Genomic DNA, 16,590 nt, shown 5'->3' on the forward strand with positions numbered 1-16,590 from the left:
GTTAAAAAACAGCAATTAATCGTGCTTAATTAAGCCGTAATCGTTATCTAATATAGCGATGACTTCACTTCGTGGATCGCTTGGAATAGTGATTTTTTGCCCAATAATTTTACTCGCAATACCAACGTAGGTATCAGACACTTCAAGCATCACTGATTCTGGCAAGGTGTAGTCTTTAGCAAGCTGCTCACGCTCGCCCATACGGTCTTTATTTAATAACACATCGCTGTCTGGCACGTTATTAATTAATAACTGGCGGAAACCCTCTTTTGAGTTTTCAATGATTTTACCGTCACGGTAAGCTGGGCCATCCCAAATACGTGATGAATCAGGCGTGCCCACTTCATCAATGTAGATAAGCTTATCTGAACCATCAATGTCTTCAACATAACCAAATTCAAATTTAGTATCGACAAAGATTTGGTCTAGCTGTGCAAGTTCATCACTAATCAGCTTGAAGCCTTCAACAAGTAATTGCTCATATTTAGCAACATCATCTTCAGACTTAAAGTTAAAAACAGCTAAGTTATTCGTGATGTTTTCACGGGTAATGTTCACATCATCTACTTCAGGAATGTCAGCAACACCTGTGATAATGCCTTTTGTTGATGGCGTGATTAACACTTCATCTAGCTTTTGATTCGCAGCTAAGCCCTCTGGTAAATCAATACCGCAGAAATTACGGGTGCCTTTTGCATAATCACGCCACATGCTGCCAGTAATATATTGGCGCGCAATAGCTTCTACTTTTACAGTGCTTGCTTTACGTACAATCCATACATAAGGATGAGGAATATCAACGATATGATTACCAGCAAGACCTGCTTTATCAAATAACTTAAACCAATGAGATGCCACTGAGTTTAATGCAATGCCTTTACCTGGCACACCATTTAAACCGTTTTCACCTTGCCAAATACAATCAAACGCAGAAATACGGTCAGAAATAACCATAATAGCTAGCTCAGTTCCTTTTGGAACTTGATAACCTTTTTCATTAATTAAACGAGCGCTGTCTTCATCAGTTAACCAATAAACTGAACGCACTTTACCGCTGTGTACTGCACCTTTAGTACGGATCGGTAAATCATCGTTTACGTCTAAAACTTTATAGCTAGTCATGCTATCTCCGAAAGTATTTGGCATGCTCTTGTGAGCACATGTATGGGATTGGGGTTATGGCCGCCTATAATAATCTAGACGCCTTGAAAGCTCAATCATTGCCCGATTATCTACTTACAATTGACCGCACCAAATACAATAAAAACTTAATTATTCTGCAATTTTGCTGTCATAAACAATATTTCGTTATAATATTGCCTCGCAATAGGAGGTTTTCTTGGATTACTTAGCAGCTACAAAAGAAAAAAAATACTTAATGTATATTTCGCAAAACTATTCGTACGCGATTTTGCGCCCATTACAACGGGAGATTTTAGCGCGTGGCGGTGAGGTTAAGTGGTTTTTAGAGGGTGATGAAGTAAATAAGCATTTCTTGCATCCAGATGAATCTAGTTTAGAAACTATAGAAGATGTCATCCAGTGGCAGCCGAATATTTCATACATCCCAGGAAATGTCATCCCTAACTTTATACCCGGAAAAAAAGTAGCTGTCTTTCATGGATTTAACTCTGGAAAACTAAATAGAAAAGGGTACGAAGATCATTTTAATATTAGAGGCTGCTTTGACCTATATTGTACACAAGGCCCTAATACAACTTCTAGATTTGAGGAACTAGCTGAAAAGCATGGTTTCTTTTTAACTAAAGAAACAGGTTGGCCTACTCTAGATCCATTATTTTCAAAAATAGACAACAATCCATACGTAGATGAAGGCGATAAAAGACAAACTCTTTTAATTTGTTCAACTTTTTCTCGAAATCTCTCTCTAGCACCTAAATTATACGAACAAATTAAAGCATACAGTGAGCAAGGTAAGTGGCGAATTTTAATGCAATTCCACCCAAAAATGCCAAGCGAGCTTGTTGATAAATACAAGGCTCTACAAAACGAAAATCTAACCTTTGTAGAGACAGATAATGTATTACCGCTGTTGCAAGCGGCGGATGTCATGCTGTGTGATACTTCCTCTATATTGCTTATGTTTATCTTACAAAGAAAACCTGTCGTGACTTTTTGTAACCAAGCACCTGGAGAACACCTTATAGATATCACTGATGCCGATAAGCTAACTGAGGCAATTGATTATGCTTTCACACGACCACCTGAATTAATGGCTAAAATTGAACACTTTTGCCAACAGTTACACCCGTATCAGGACGGCTTATCGAGTCAACGTGTACTTGCTGCAAGCAATGAATTACTATTGAGCAATCCAGCACTTAAGCCAAAACCACGTAATTTTATTCGTAACTTTAAAATGCGTAGAAATTTAAATTACTGGCGATGGTAACAATTGATAGGTCGTTATGATCACGCTTGCAAACGTGCTATTCAAGTGGCACACAAAACAACCTGAGCCAACGATCAATATTACTGAATTACATATTGATCAAGGCGAACATGTTTTTCTTCACGGCCCGAGTGGTTGTGGTAAATCAACGTTATTATCACTGCTCGCTGGTGTTACAGTGCCAACACAAGGGAGTATTGAACTCCTCGGTAAAGCGATAAACCAATTTAATAATAGTAAACGAGATCGTTTTCGTGCCGATCATATAGGCTACATTTTTCAAAACTTTAATTTACTCCCTTATTTATCGCCTATTGAAAATGTGACCTTGGGGTGCCAGTTTTCAAAGCAAAGGCAAAAAAAAGCATTAGAAAATAGTACAACAATAACAGCAGAGGCAAGCCGCTTACTCAGCGCTCTAGGACTAAACGATACCCTGCAACATCAAGCTGTTGCTGAGCTTAGTATTGGTCAGCAGCAAAGAGTTGCCGCAGCACGAGCCTTTATTGGCAGCCCTGAAATTATCATTGCAGATGAACCAACTTCAGCACTCGACACGCAAAATCGCCAAGCTTTTGTAAAGTTGTTATTTGAGCAAGCAAGTGCGGCTAACAGCACGCTGGTGTTTGTTAGCCATGATGAAACTCTACAAACACTATTTAGCCGTAGTATCAGCCTTGTCGATTTACAAGGAGGTACACATGCTACTCGTTAAACTCGCCGTAAAAAGTTTATTAAACCGTAAGGCCAGCGCCCTACTCACATTATTTACAATAGCTATTAGCGTAATGTTACTAATGTCGATTGAGCGCGTTCGAGTTGATGCTAAAAGTAGCTTCAGTAATACAATTTCGGGCACTGATTTAATTGTCGGTGCTCGTACCGGTGACATTCAACTGTTGCTATCTTCGGTGTTTCGTATTGGTCATGCTAACAATGGCGTGAGCTGGAAAAGTTACCAATACATCACTGAACAACGTGGTGTTAAATGGGCTATTCCTATGTCGCTAGGCGACAGCCATAAAGGTCTTGCTGTACTTGGAACAAGTAAAGACTATTTTGAGCACTATCGCTTTGCTAAAAAGCAGCAGCTAAGCTTTTCACAAGGTCATGCATTTAATCATTTGTTTGAAGTGGTATTAGGTGCAGAGGTTGCCAATACCTTAGGTTATCAGCTAGGCGATGAAGTGGTGATTGCTCATGGTATGGGCAATACCAGCTTTCATAATCATGACGATAATCCATTTAAAGTGGTCGGTATTTTAAAGCCAACAGGTACACCTGTTGATAAAACATTGCATATTCCGCTAGCTGCAATTGACGTAATTCATGGCAGCCATTCGCATCAGCATGAACCAGCCCTAACTGCTACAGACGACCACGACCACGACCACGACCACGACCATCATGATGATGTTGATCTCGTTGGTACACCAAAACAAATAACCGCTTTTTTACTTGGCTTTGATTCACCGCTTTATACCTTACAAGTGCGTCGTAATATCAACCAATACAAAGATGAAGCACTGCTTGCCATCATGCCAGGTGTTACCCTGCGTGAACTATGGGAAATGCTTTCTATCGTGGAAAAAATCTTGCTGTTATTTTCTATTGTGGTGGTACTGATCAGTTTACTTGGCATGTTAACGAGTCTCCTTTCTAGCCTTAATCAACGCCGCAGGGAGCTTGCTATTTTGCGCTCTGTAGGGGCCAGACCATGGCATATTTTCACTTTGATCAGTGTCGAGTCTTTACTCATAACAGGGCTCGGCTGTGTTGTTGGCACCGCTTTGTTCTATGCCTTAATGTTGCTCGGCGCAGATTACTTGCAAAGTCATGCCGGAATAAGCCTAAATATAGCTTTATTGTCATCCTATGAACTCATGTTATTAGCTGCGATAATGGTCGCAGGCTTTATTGTTGGGTTAATTCCTGCAACCCGCGCGTATTTCTACTCTCTTGCTGATGGCATGAGTATTAAAATTTAAGGAATGTTATGCCGTTTTTTCGAAAATTCGTCGCTTTAGTCGCATTATTCGTGTGTGTAGCTGCTAATGCTGGCGCTCCAAAAGAAATCTTCTGGGAAGATTTAATTCCAAAAGGTCATGTACAAATCGACACTCAAGCACAAGCAAACCATGAAGGTAGCGAGCAAAACTGGGTTCAACCTGACCTTGATGCGCCAGTAGTTAAAGAACTTGATGGTAAATCAGTGAGTTTACCAGGCTTTGTTGTACCACTTGAAGGTGACAGCGAAGTGATCACTGAATTTTTACTCGTACCTTATTTCGGCGCATGTATTCATGTACCGCCGCCACCGCCAAATCAAATTGTGCATGTCACCATCAAAGGCGGTGTACCAATCGAGAGCCTATACGATGCGATTGTAGTGACAGGTGTTATCAGCACAGAAACTTGGTCTGGTGACATTGCTCAAGTTGGCTACAAGATGAAAGCGGTGGGTGTAGCACCATTTGAGTTATAAACTTTAAAGAGCATGCTTTAGCATGCTCTTTAAATTAATCAACCACCTTTTCTTTTTCTAATTCCTGTTCGCTCAATTCATACCATCCGCCACCAAGAGCTTTATAGAGGGTTGCTAAGCTTTGTAAGCGATCATTTTTGGCTTGTGATAAGGCGATTTCTGCCGAAAATAACTGACGCTGCGCATCCATTAAATCAAGGGAACTGGCAACACCATTGCTATACCTAAGACGTGCTAATCGATAGTAATCTTGACTACTGAGCACCAAACTCCGTTGCGCATCATAGCTTTGCTCTGCCGACTGATAATTAGATAGCTGATTGCTCACTTCTTGCAGTGCCACCAGCACTGTTTTTTGATATTTAATACTGGCCTGGTATGCCCGCTGTTCCGCTACCGTTAAATTTGCCTGATTGCGTCCCATATTGAATATTGGCATTAACAACTCTGAACCTAACAGCCAAACCTGCGAATTACTGGCGAGCAAATCACTAAAATCAGTACTTTCACTGCCAAGTTCAGCATACAAATTAAGTTTTGGAAATAACGCTGCTTTTGCGACACCAATCTCAGCCATTGCCGCTTGCCATTGATACATTGCTTGCTGCACATCTGGCCTGCGTTTTAGAAGCTCGCTAGGTAACCCTGTTGGTAGTTGCTTAGGAAGGGTTTGCACAGATAACTCATTGCCACCTTGCACATCGGCATTGGCATCACCAATTAAAAACTTCAACTGATTAGTAATGCGCCTTTCATTATGCTGCAAAGGTGGGATTTTAACCTTCGCTGATTCAAGTTCAACTTCAGCTTGGCGCTGCTCTAGCCCAGAAATAATGCCGCCCTTCTTGCGAATACGCGCAATTTCAAGCTCTTTCTCGCGAAGTTTAATTGTACTCAGGCTGATCTTTAATTGCTCTTCAACTTCTTTGAGGGCAAAAAACTGCTGCGCTACATCAGCAATCAAGGCTAACTGCAACGCAGTTCTAGCTTGTTCTTGGCTATAATAATTTGCCAGTGCGGCTTCGCTTGCGCGTCGGTTGCTGCCAAATAAATCTAGCTCCCAGCTTAAGTAACCTTTTAAGTCAAACGTGTTTTCTGGACTGCTATTAAGCTCTTCTTCCCGCTCCGAGGTGAGACCTACATTCACATCAGGCCATAAGGCTGCATCAGCAATCCGATACCGAGCACGCGCTTCAATAATTTTCGATTGTGCAATTAACATATCTTGATTATTGATCAGCGCTTGGCTAATCAGCTTTTGCAAATGAGGGTCGCTATAAATTTGCTTCCAGCCTGCTAAAGCCTCCGACTGAGGCGTAGCTGTTATCCCCATAAAATTAACAACTTCACTATGTTCAGGTACTTCAAAATCAGGCCCTACAGCACAACCTTGAATGCAAGCGAAACAAAGCAATGGCAACAGTTTATGCATCAACTTGCTCCTTTACTAATGCTTTATAGGCCGGTGGTGTTTGCTGTTTTTTTACAAAGCGTGCTGCGGTAATAAAAAACAGTGGCACTAAAACGATGCCGATAGAGCTTGCTAATAACATACCTCCTAAAATAGGCATAGATACCGACTGCCGACCAACTGCTCCGGGGCCAGATGCTAGTACTAAAGGCAAAACACCAAGTACAAAAGAGGCTGCGGTCATTAAAATAGGTCGAAACCGTGAACGTGCCGCTTCTATCGCGGCATCAGTGGCATTCATGCCTTCTTGATAAAGCTGGTTTGCTACTTCAACAATCAATATAGAGTTCTTAGCAGCAAGGCCTATCAAAGCAATAAAGGCAACTTGAAAAAATAAGTTATTTTCGTGCCCCGTCATTAAGGTCAATACAGAGGCCCCTAACATGGCAATGGGGCTTATTAGTAGTACAGCAAACGGCAAGCTCCAACTTTCATAGAGCGCTGCTAAAAATAAAAATACAAACACGATAGCAAGAGTTATCGCGATACCAAGCTGACCCGATGAGCGAATTTCTTGATAGGTTAAACCGGTCCATTCATAACCAAGGTTAGGTGGTAGCTTTGCCATTTCTTCTTTGATCACGTTAATTACATCACCCGATGCATAACCCTCAGCAGGCGATACATTCACCATCGCACTAGTAAACATATTAAAACGGTTTATCGCAGAAGGACCGGTTGTTAAATTAAGTTTAGCAAGCACATTTGATGGCACCATAGCGCCATTCTTTGAACGCACATAAAATTCATTGAGGTTTTCAGGGCGTGCTCTGAATTCATCTTCGGCTTGGACTTTAACTCGATAAACCCGGCCAAATAAGTTAAAATCGTTGATGGTTGAAGAACCTGTGAGTACTTTCATGGTACTGTAGACATCCGCAATCGGCACTTCTAATGCCATGGCTTTTTCTCTATCTAGCTCTAAAAACAGCTGAGGTACTGAGCCGCGCAATGAGCTACTTGCTTTAGCAACTTCAGGACGGTTATTTAAGTTAGCGAGCAGTACCTCTAGCGATTCAACCAAACTAGTTAAGTTGCCACCCGTTTTTTCTTGTAATGCGAACTCTACACCAGATCCGGAACCAAGCCCTGCAACTGCTGAGGGTTGAAACACATTAAACTCCGCATCAGGGATAGCATACAGTTGTTTGCGAATATCATTCATCACACTTGTAACACTAAAACCTTGTTCTGCACGCACTTGCCATGGCTGTAAAATAACTTCCATTTGACCATGTGATTGCGCACTCCCAGCACGGCGGTTTTCCCCTGCTAACGTGAATGAATAAGCAACCCCAGCATGGTTCATAACAAATTGGTTTGCTTTACTTATTACCTCATTAGTACGTGAAACCGTTGCCGCATCTGGCAAAGTAATATCAACAAAAAAGCGCCCTTGATCTTCTTGCGGCATAAAGCTGCTAGGTAGTTGGCTAAACACAAAATAGCAGCCTCCTACCATAATAAAAAAACCAATATAACTACGTTTTGCTTTTTTTGAGCATACCTTAACAAGCCATGTATATTTTTTACCCACACTTTCAAGCCAGGTATTAAACTTAACAAATATCTTATTGTTTGAGGGGGGGCTAGGTTTTAAGAAAACCGCACATAAAGCGGGGCTCAAGGTTAGCGCAACTAAGGTTGAAATAAGCACCGCAACCGTAATTGAAATCGCAAACTCTCGATACATGATGCCTGTAATACCTGCTAAAAACGACACAGGTACAAACACCGCGGCAAGTACTAAGGAAGTTGCAACAATTGCCCCAGAAAGCTCTGTCATCGCTTGCTTAGTCGCAGCAACAACATCCATATTTTGCTCATTGATCAACCGCTCAACACTTTCGACCACCACAATAGCATCATCAACGACTATGCCTATCGCCAAGACCATGGCCAATAAACTGACATTATTAATAGTAAAACCAAATGCAGCAAGGGCGATAAAAGTACCAATTATAGACACCGGCACAGCTAAAGCAGGTATCAAGGTCGTTCGCCAGTTTTGCAAAAATAAATACACCACTAAAATCACTAAGATCAGCGCTTGAATAAGGGTATTGATCACTTCATTAATCGACAGCTTGATAAACTCTGATGCATCATAAAATAACTGCCATTTCACTCCTTTCGGAAAAGCCTCGCTCAGTCGTTCCATCTCAGCCTTAACACGCTCAGTAACCGCTAATGCATTAGAGCCTGGTAACATATAAACCTGCAAAATAGTGGCGGGCTGCTCATTAAGTTTTGAATTTAAAGTATACGCAGACGACGCTAGCTCAACTCTTGCAACATCTCGCAAGCGGATCATCGAGCCGTCGCTGTTAACTCGCAGCATAATGTTATTAAACTCATCAACCTTATTAAGCCTTCCTTGCGCTCGTACCGGAAAGTTAAGCTTAATTGCATCGCTCATTGGCTGAGCGCCAATCTCCCCTGCAGCGGCCTCTTTATTTTGTGCTTTGATTGCTGCGGTCACATCATTCACGGTTAACTCGTAGCCCGCTAAAATATCAGGCTTTAACCATACCCGCATAGCATACGAACGCGAGCCGGTGTTACGCACTTTACCAACCCCCGGCACACGCTTTAAAGCCGCCTCAACATTGATGCTAGCGTAGTTACTCAAATAGATTTCGTCATAGCGAGGGTCATCAGAGGTCAGTGCCAGTTTCAATAGCTCAACCGAACTTTCATTAGAGACATTCACCCCTTCAGTTTGCACATCAACCGGTAAATTACTGCCAGCTTGGCTTGCTGTGTTTTGCACATCAACAAGAGCGAGATCAGGATCGGTGCCAACATCAAAGGTGAGTGTAATTCCAACGCTGCCAGAGTTAGTTGCCTTTGACTCCATATACAACATATTCGGTGTGCCATTTAATTCTTGCTCAAGAGGAATGGCTACCGACTCAGATGCTGTCTCTGCCGTTGCGCCAGGGAATGAAGCAGACACTTTAACCGACGGCGGAGCAATATCTGGGTATTGATCAATCGGTAGGGTAAAAAGCGACACCAACCCTGTCAGTAAAATAACTAACGAAATAACGATAGCAAACACTGGGCGCTTGATAAAAAAGTGCGAAAACATAGTTAAGCTCCCTGCTGATTTTTTTCATCATCTTGTTTGTTTGGTTTATCTGGAGCGAGTGGAATATTGTCAGTGTTAGGCGTTATTTGGCGTTTTTCAAACTCTTCTAAAGGAATAGCTTTAACTTGCTGGCCATGGCGAATGCGATGCAAACCTTTAACCACTACTTGCTCACCAGCACTCAAGCCACCGCTGGCAACAATTCCTTGTTCACCGTAATGTTCAACGACAATAAAGCGCCGCTCTATCTCACCTGAATCAAGCACGACCATAACATAAATACCGCCCTGTTCTACTTGTGTAGCTTCCTCAGGAACGACAATAGCATCAGTTAGCTCTGATAATTTAATGCGTGCTTTTGTATATTGCCCAGGTAGCAATTCACTGTTTGGGTTAGGCAGTTTTGCTCTTACTTTGAAAGTACCAGTTTTAGGGCTGATTTTAGGATCAGTAAAGCTCACATCTCCCCAATATCGATACTCGCTGCCATCAGGTAATGAAATTCGTACAAACCCTTCAAGCGCTTTGCCCTTTTGTTCGGCCTGTAATTGTTCCATCATGCTATTCATGCGCCGCTTAGCATTCAAGTAATCAAGTGCCGACATATTAAAATTAACGAAAATAGGGTCTATTTGCTGGATGGTCGTTAATAAAGAAATACCATTACTGCCGACCAAAGCACCAAGATCGGCTTCAGAGCTGCCAACCATGCCGCTAATTGGTGCCGTAATACGGGTATATTCTAAATCGAGCTTAGTTTCTTCAAGTTCAGCTTGGGTTGCTGATAATGACGCTTGCGCTTGCTCTTGAATAGAAATTGCATTGTCATAGTCGAGTTGGCTTGCTGCGTCTTGCTCGTAAAGGGGTTTTAGACGGGTAACATCTCGCTTTGCTTTAGCAAGCGCCGCTTGGTCTTTTTGTAGTGCAGCTTTAACGCGATTAAGCTTAGCCCGGTAAGGCCTATCATCTATGGTATAGAGTAAATCACCTTCGTTTACCCAGCTACCTTCAACAAACTCAACGCTTTGCACAAAACCAGTAATCCTCGCTCGCACTTCAACATCAAGCGAAGCATCTGTGCGTGCCACGTAATTCCCATACAGAGGCACATCAAACTGCTTAACCTCAGCAGTGACCACTTCTTCAACGATAACTTGAGGTTGTTCTTTAGAGCAACCTACCAGTGCCGCCAAGTACACACATCCTATGACGTATTTGTTTAATAGCATACAACCTTCTCATTCCTTAAGCCTGTCTCTATCTTGCTACCTGTTGCAATACTACATAGATGAAGGGTTCATTGTTATTTTTGACAATTAGAACAATACACTGTGCTTCTTTGTCCCAATCTAATTTCTTTTAATGGTTCTTTACAATTTACACATGGCTCACCCTTACGACCATAAACCAGCAATTGCTGGGCAAAATAACCTGGCTTACCATCACTTTGGGCAAAATCTTTTAACGTTGTGCCGCCTTGCGTTATAGCTGCAGCAAGTGTTTCTTTAATAATAGGCACTAATTGCTGATAACGCTTTAAAGACACCTTGCCAGCTTCTCGTTTAGGATGAATTCCAGCCTTAAATAACGACTCATTGGCATAGATATTACCCACGCCAACCACCACAGCGTTATCCATAACAAACTGTTTAATAGGTACTTTTTTATTTCTAGACTGCTCGTAAACACGCTTTGCAGTAAACTCATCTGTTAGCGGCTCTGGTCCGAGCTTGGTCAGCAAAGTATGGCATTCACCTGGCGCTTGCCATAAGCAAGCGCCAAATCGACGCGCGTCGTTCAGCCTTAATGCTTTACCAGAGGCTAAAATAAATTCAATATGATCGTGTTTTTTTAATGGTTCATCAGCACCCACAACACGTAAATTACCCGACATACCTAAGTGCAAAATTACACTACCTAGCTCACAACCAAGTAATAAATACTTTGCTCTGCGCTCCACTGAAGTAAGTTTAAGTCCTTGTAATTGATATACATCATCAGGCACTGGCCAACGCATACTGGCGTTATGAATATTTACTTTGGTCACTGTTTGGTTAAGCACATGCGGCGTTATTCCCAAACGGCTAACTTCAACTTCTGGTAATTCAGGCATCTGTGACTCTCTTAAAACGGATATAACGGAAATAACTTAGCTGCATCAGCTTGTTCAAGCTCAAATACCCGTTGTAATCGCTTATCTAATAAATAGTATTGCTGATCTATATTGTACAATTGGTACACTGCAGGCAACTGCTCCCCGGCTAACCACACTGAAGCAACATAATCAGCCGACGTCTGTGAAATTTTACTAACAGGAAGACTGGCAATAGTTAGTTGCTGATGCTGCCACAGCTCAACAAGTTGCTCGAGCTGCTGCTCATCGCCTTGCCATGTGGTTTCGTGCAGTGATTGGCTACGCCAAGAGGTGCCGATACGCTCAATTTTTAATTCAGGAAAGGCCATTGCCAAAATGAAGCTTTGCTCTGGGAGTAATGCTTGTACTCCTTCTTCAACGGGCTGTGTATTGAGCTTTTTATGGAGGCCATTGAAGAAAAAAATCATCAATAGCATCGAAATAATCACCACATTATTCCATGCTTTTCGGCTCAAGCGCATCAGTATCTTCCTCAGTTTTCAATATCTTAAAGTGTAACCAAAAAGGGCATTAATTGGCAGTTGTAATTGATCAACAAAATTTCATGTCTGTTATGTATCAATCTGTCGATACTTTGCTAAAATATCCGCCAAATTTAAAGGAGTTCCGTCAATGTCAATGTATGTAGTGGGTCATAAGATCCCTGATTCAGATTCAATTTGCGGTGCAATTGCGCTTGCTTACTTAAAAAACCAGATCAATGAACCTGCGATCCCGACGCGTTTAGGTGAAGTATCGCCTGAAACACAATTTATTCTAGATAAATTCGGTTTCGAAGCACCTGAGCTAAAACTTAGCTATGCAGGCGAAGACGTTTATATTGTTGACCACACAGAAAAAACACAAGCACCTGATGACATCGATGAAGCACGTGTTGTGGGTGTTGTTGATCACCACAAACTAGGCGACTTAACATCGTCAACACCACTTGAGTGTTGGATCCGCCCAGTTGGTTGTTCAAACACTATCATCAAAATGATGTATGACTTCTACAACGTAGAAATTCCAAAAGATATCGCTGGCATCATGTTATGCGCTATCTTAAGCGACACTGTGATCTTTAAATCACCAACATGTACAACGGCAGACATCAAGTGTGTTGAAGCACTTGCTGAAATCGCTGGCATCGAAGATTTCAAAGAGCTTGGCATGGAAATGTTCAAGGTTAAATCAGCTGTTGAAGGCACTCCAGCACGTGATTTAGTTATGCGTGATTTTAAAGACTTCAACATGAACGGTAAGCTAGTAGGTATTGGCCAGCTAGAAGTTATCGACCTTGCTGTATTTGATGAAATCAAAGCAGACCTTGAAGCTGACATCGCAAAGCTTAAAGAAGAAGGCGGTCGACACTCAGTATTACTACTGTTAACTGATATCATGAAAGAAGGCTCAGAAATGCTAATTTCGTCTGATGACGTATCAGTAATCGAAGCTGCCTATGATGCTAAATCAGAAGATGGTCGCGTTTGGTTAGATGGCGTATTAAGCCGTAAGAAGCAAGTAGTACCACCACTACAAGGCGCTTTCGCAAAAATCTAATCTAAACTATTAGATACAAAAAAGCCGATGTATCATCGGCTTTTTTTGTGTCTAAAATTTTCGCGGTAGTTAGATTTGCGTTGCATTACGCTGACGTAACACTTCAAATAAACAAATACCGGTCGCAACTGACACATTTAAACTAGATACCGAACCAGCCATTGGGATTTTAACTAATAGATCACAATGCTCACGAGTAAGGCGGCGCATACCATCACCTTCTGCCCCCATAACAACAGCCATTGGCCCAGTTAGATTTGCATCGAATAACTCAGTATCAGTTTCACCAGCAGTGCCAACAACCCAGACACCTGCGTCTTTAATTTCACGTAACGTACGCGCAAGATTAGTGACTTGTACCAATGGCACTGTTTCGGCTGCACCGCACGCTACTTTACGCGCTGTGCCGTTGAGTTTTGCAGATTTATCTTTAGGAACGATAATCGCGTGTACGCCAGCAGCATCAGCACTACGTAAACATGCACCTAAATTATGCGGATCAGTAATGCCATCAAGCACCAATAAGAAAGGCGTTTCTTCACGGGCTATGATCTCATCAAGATCTTTTTCGTTATACATACGCGCCGCTTTTACATTAGCGATAATGCCTTGGTGCTGCTCACCATTTGCTTTGTTATCAAGCGCTTTACGCTGCATAAATTGTACAGAAATACCGAATTTACGTGCTTGGTCAATAACCGGGTTTAAACGTTTATCTTCACGCCCTTTTAAAGCGTATATTTCTAAAAAGCGCTCAGGCTCTTTTGCTAATATTGCTTCAACTGAGTGAAAACCAAAAATTAATTCATTACTCACGTATTGTTTGCTCCTCGGCTACTTTGTTTGCGGGCATTCTTACCCGGTCTTTTTGCCTTTTTGGTGGCTTTTTTCTTACTCTTCTTCTTGCCAGCTTTTACAGCATCTGCTTGTTTACTATTGGGCTTTTTTCGCCCTTTAGAAGAAGGAGAAGACTTGCCACGTTTTTCGTTCTCTTTGTCGCCTGATTTTGCCTCAGGGCGGCTAGATTGTGCTTTTTTACCAGGAATTTTACCTGCTTTAAGCTGTGCACGAACACTTGGTTTTGACGATGCACTACGACGACGCGCATAACGGTCTTGTTGCGCTTCACCGGCTAACACTAAATTTATGCGTCGCTCATCAAGACTTACAGATGAAACCTGAACCGTTACTTTATCGCCTAATCGAAAAACGCTGTGTGTTTGTTCACCAATTAAGCAATGCTTAGCACCATCGTAGTGGAAGTATTCATTACCTAAATTGGTTACATGGATCATACCGTCAATTTGTAAGTCGTCTAAGCGCACAAATAAACCAAAGTTAGTCACCGATGAGATCACCCCACCAAATTCGTCACCAACATGGTCTTGCATATATTCACATTTGAGCCAATCAGCTACTTCGCGAGTTGCATCATCTGCACGGCGTTCAGTGGTTGAACACTGCTCACCTAAAATATCAACTTCGTCATCAGTGTATGCATATTCACCGGATGTTTGCTGACCTTGTGCTTTAAGCACTGCTTTGATTGCACGGTGTACTACCAAATCAGGGTAACGACGAATAGGTGATGTAAAGTGCGCATAGGCCGGTAAAGCTAAACCAAAGTGGCCAATATTATCAGGCTGATAAACCGCTTGCTTCATCGAGCGTAGCAACATGGTTTGAATAAGCTCAGCTTCTGGGCGGTCGCCTAGTTTTGCCAACACTTGGGTGATTTCTTTTGGTGTTGGTTCATCAGAAATCGCACTTTCGATGCCAAGCTCTGATAAAAAGTTTCTGAAAAAGCCAAGCTTTTCAGCATCTGGTTCATCATGTACACGGTAAAGCGCACTCGCTTCATGCTTTTCTAATAAACGTGCTGCCGATACGTTTGCTAAAATCATGCACTCTTCGATAAGTTTGTGTGCATCATTACGAACCACTGGCACAATTGATTCGATCTTACGATGTGCATTAAACACAAAGCGCGTTTCTAAGGTTTCAAACTCAATCGCACCACGGTCTTGGCGAGCAGCTTTAAGTGCCATGTACATTTGCTGTAAGTCAGTTAAATGTGGCACCATTTGGGCGTACTCTTCACGCAGCTTTTCATCGCCTTGTAAAATCGCATTCACTTTAGTGTAGGTAAAACGAGCGTGTGAATTCATCACCGCTTCGTAAAATTTATACCCAGACAACTTACCCGCTTCTGACACCGTCATCTCAGCAACCATACATAAACGGTCAACTTCTGGGTTCAATGAGCACAAGCCATTCGATAGCACTTTTGGCAGCATCGGAATAACTTGCTCAGGGAAATAAACTGAGTTACCACGTTCAATCGCTTCTTTATTCAGAGGCGTATTCATACCTACGTAGTGCGACACATCGGCAATAGCTACCCATAAACGCCAACCACCTGATGGTTTGCGCTCACAGTAAACGGCATCATCAAAGTCACGGGCATCTTCACCGTCGATTGTAACTAGCGGTAAGTCACGTAAATCAACGCGACCTTGCTTTGCTTGTTCATCAACAAACTCACCTAAATGAGCAACTTGCTTTTCAACCGCTTCTGGCCAAACGTGGGGAATATCGTGATTGCGTAGTGCAACTTCAATTTCCATACCCGGTGCTAAGTGCTCACCCAGTACCTCAGTGACTTTGCCTACCGCATTCATATGTCGGCTTGGGTTTTGGGTAATTTGCACCTGCACCATTTGGTTGTGGCGCGCGCCATTTTCACTACCCGGTAGTATCATAATATCTTGCGTTATACGTGGGTCTTCTGCCACGACAACAGCAATACCATGCTCAACAAAATAGCGACCAACAATCGGGGCACGTTCATTGGTCAGTACCTTAATGATACGTGCATCGCATTTACCACTTGAGCCTTTGCGATTGCCTTTAGCAAGCACAATGTCACCGTGCAACACCATATTCATTTGGTGCTTTGCGATAAACCAATCTTTACTCTCACCTTCAACTTCTAAAAAGCCGAATCCGTCACGATGACCAATGACCTTGCCTTTAACTAGGCCTGATTCATCTATCAATGCGTAGCATTTAAACTTATTGAAATACAGTTGACCATCGCGCTCCATAGCACGTAAACGACGTTTGAACGCTATTTGACGCTCTGTATCATTCACATGTAATTCGTCACAAAGTTGTGTGAAGTTTGCTGGTTTGGCGCGAGATTCTAAGTGAGTAAGTATAAACTCACGGCTAGGGACGGGGTTTTCGTACTTTTCTTGTTCTCGACTGAGATTTGGATCCTGTTTTGACATTCACTATCTTGTTAGTTGGTTATGTTGTTATTTTAACCCATAACCTAACAATGAGACAGGCAAAAGCTATGAAACTTTTAAGAAATTGATTAATTCTGCCAAAAATGACGCTTTGATATTCTTTGCAACAAACACTCTGT

At 42.2% G+C, this 16,590-nt stretch carries 13 protein-coding genes; 5 read left to right on the plus strand and 8 right to left on the minus strand.

All coding sequences use genetic code 11. The features are described from left to right. Positions 1–15: 15 nt before the first annotated feature. The gene (locus HYD28_16210; protein ID QLE10374.1) at positions 16–1,122 is read right to left on the minus strand and encodes a phosphoribosylaminoimidazolesuccinocarboxamide synthase; all 1,107 of its coding nucleotides are present in this window, start codon (positions 1,120–1,122) and stop codon (positions 16–18) included. Between the two features lie 217 nt (positions 1,123–1,339). Here HYD28_16210 and HYD28_16215 point away from each other — a divergent pair, with 217 nt between their 5' ends. Genes HYD28_16215 through HYD28_16230 form a run of 4 tightly spaced genes read left to right on the plus strand, consistent with a single transcriptional unit; the run spans position 1,340 to position 4,898 of the window. Continuing rightward, positions 1,340–2,413: a CDP-glycerol glycerophosphotransferase family protein gene (locus tag HYD28_16215; protein ID QLE10375.1), complete on the plus strand. Its 1,074-nt coding sequence runs from the start codon at positions 1,340–1,342 to the stop codon at positions 2,411–2,413. Positions 2,414–2,429: 16 nt separating this feature from the next. Then, complete coding sequence (locus tag HYD28_16220) at positions 2,430–3,128, plus strand: ABC transporter ATP-binding protein (protein QLE10376.1); 699 nt, start codon at positions 2,430–2,432, stop codon at positions 3,126–3,128. Beyond that, positions 3,115–4,401, plus strand: coding sequence for an ABC transporter permease (locus HYD28_16225; protein QLE10377.1), 1,287 nt, complete (start codon positions 3,115–3,117; stop codon positions 4,399–4,401). Before HYD28_16220 ends, HYD28_16225 begins: the two co-directional genes overlap by 14 nt. Positions 4,402–4,409: 8 nt before the next feature. After that, positions 4,410–4,898: a DUF3299 domain-containing protein gene (locus tag HYD28_16230; GenBank protein QLE10378.1), complete on the plus strand. Its 489-nt coding sequence runs from the start codon at positions 4,410–4,412 to the stop codon at positions 4,896–4,898. A 34-nt stretch (positions 4,899–4,932) separates the two neighbouring features. On the opposite strand, the gene HYD28_16235 is transcribed toward HYD28_16230, so the two are convergent. From HYD28_16235 to HYD28_16255, 5 genes are all read right to left on the minus strand, one after another. Beyond that, the gene (locus HYD28_16235; GenBank protein ID QLE10379.1) at positions 4,933–6,330 is read right to left on the minus strand and encodes an efflux transporter outer membrane subunit; all 1,398 of its coding nucleotides are present in this window, start codon (positions 6,328–6,330) and stop codon (positions 4,933–4,935) included. Next, positions 6,323–9,463, minus strand: coding sequence for an efflux RND transporter permease subunit (locus HYD28_16240; protein ID QLE10380.1), 3,141 nt, complete (start codon positions 9,461–9,463; stop codon positions 6,323–6,325). Before HYD28_16240 ends, HYD28_16235 begins: the two co-directional genes overlap by 8 nt. Before the next feature lie 2 nt (positions 9,464–9,465). Further along, on the minus strand, positions 9,466–10,692 hold the full coding sequence (locus HYD28_16245) for an efflux RND transporter periplasmic adaptor subunit (protein QLE10381.1): 1,227 nt from the start codon (positions 10,690–10,692) through the stop codon (positions 9,466–9,468). Between the two features lie 74 nt (positions 10,693–10,766). Then, the gene (gene mutM / locus HYD28_16250; protein QLE10382.1) at positions 10,767–11,576 is read right to left on the minus strand and encodes a bifunctional DNA-formamidopyrimidine glycosylase/DNA-(apurinic or apyrimidinic site) lyase; all 810 of its coding nucleotides are present in this window, start codon (positions 11,574–11,576) and stop codon (positions 10,767–10,769) included. 11 nt (positions 11,577–11,587) lie between these two features. Then, positions 11,588–12,079, minus strand: a complete 492-nt coding sequence (locus tag HYD28_16255) for a hypothetical protein (GenBank protein ID QLE10383.1) — start codon at positions 12,077–12,079, stop codon at positions 11,588–11,590. Between the two features lie 151 nt (positions 12,080–12,230). On the opposite strand from HYD28_16255, the gene HYD28_16260 reads away from it, so the two are divergent. Beyond that, the gene (locus HYD28_16260; GenBank protein QLE10384.1) at positions 12,231–13,157 is read left to right on the plus strand and encodes a manganese-dependent inorganic pyrophosphatase; all 927 of its coding nucleotides are present in this window, start codon (positions 12,231–12,233) and stop codon (positions 13,155–13,157) included. Between the two features lie 69 nt (positions 13,158–13,226). Here the strand turns inward: HYD28_16260 and rlmB are convergent, their stop codons facing one another. Continuing rightward, complete coding sequence (gene rlmB / locus HYD28_16265; GenBank protein QLE10385.1) at positions 13,227–13,973, minus strand: 23S rRNA (guanosine(2251)-2'-O)-methyltransferase RlmB; 747 nt, start codon at positions 13,971–13,973, stop codon at positions 13,227–13,229. Next, positions 13,970–16,450, minus strand: a complete 2,481-nt coding sequence (rnr, locus tag HYD28_16270) for a ribonuclease R (GenBank protein ID QLE10386.1) — start codon at positions 16,448–16,450, stop codon at positions 13,970–13,972. Before rnr ends, rlmB begins: the two co-directional genes overlap by 4 nt. Positions 16,451–16,590: the final 140 nt, after the last annotated feature.

The organism is Pseudoalteromonas shioyasakiensis (genome assembly GCA_013391845.1).
In the GTDB taxonomy this organism is placed as follows: domain Bacteria; phylum Pseudomonadota; class Gammaproteobacteria; order Enterobacterales; family Alteromonadaceae; genus Pseudoalteromonas; species Pseudoalteromonas apostichopi.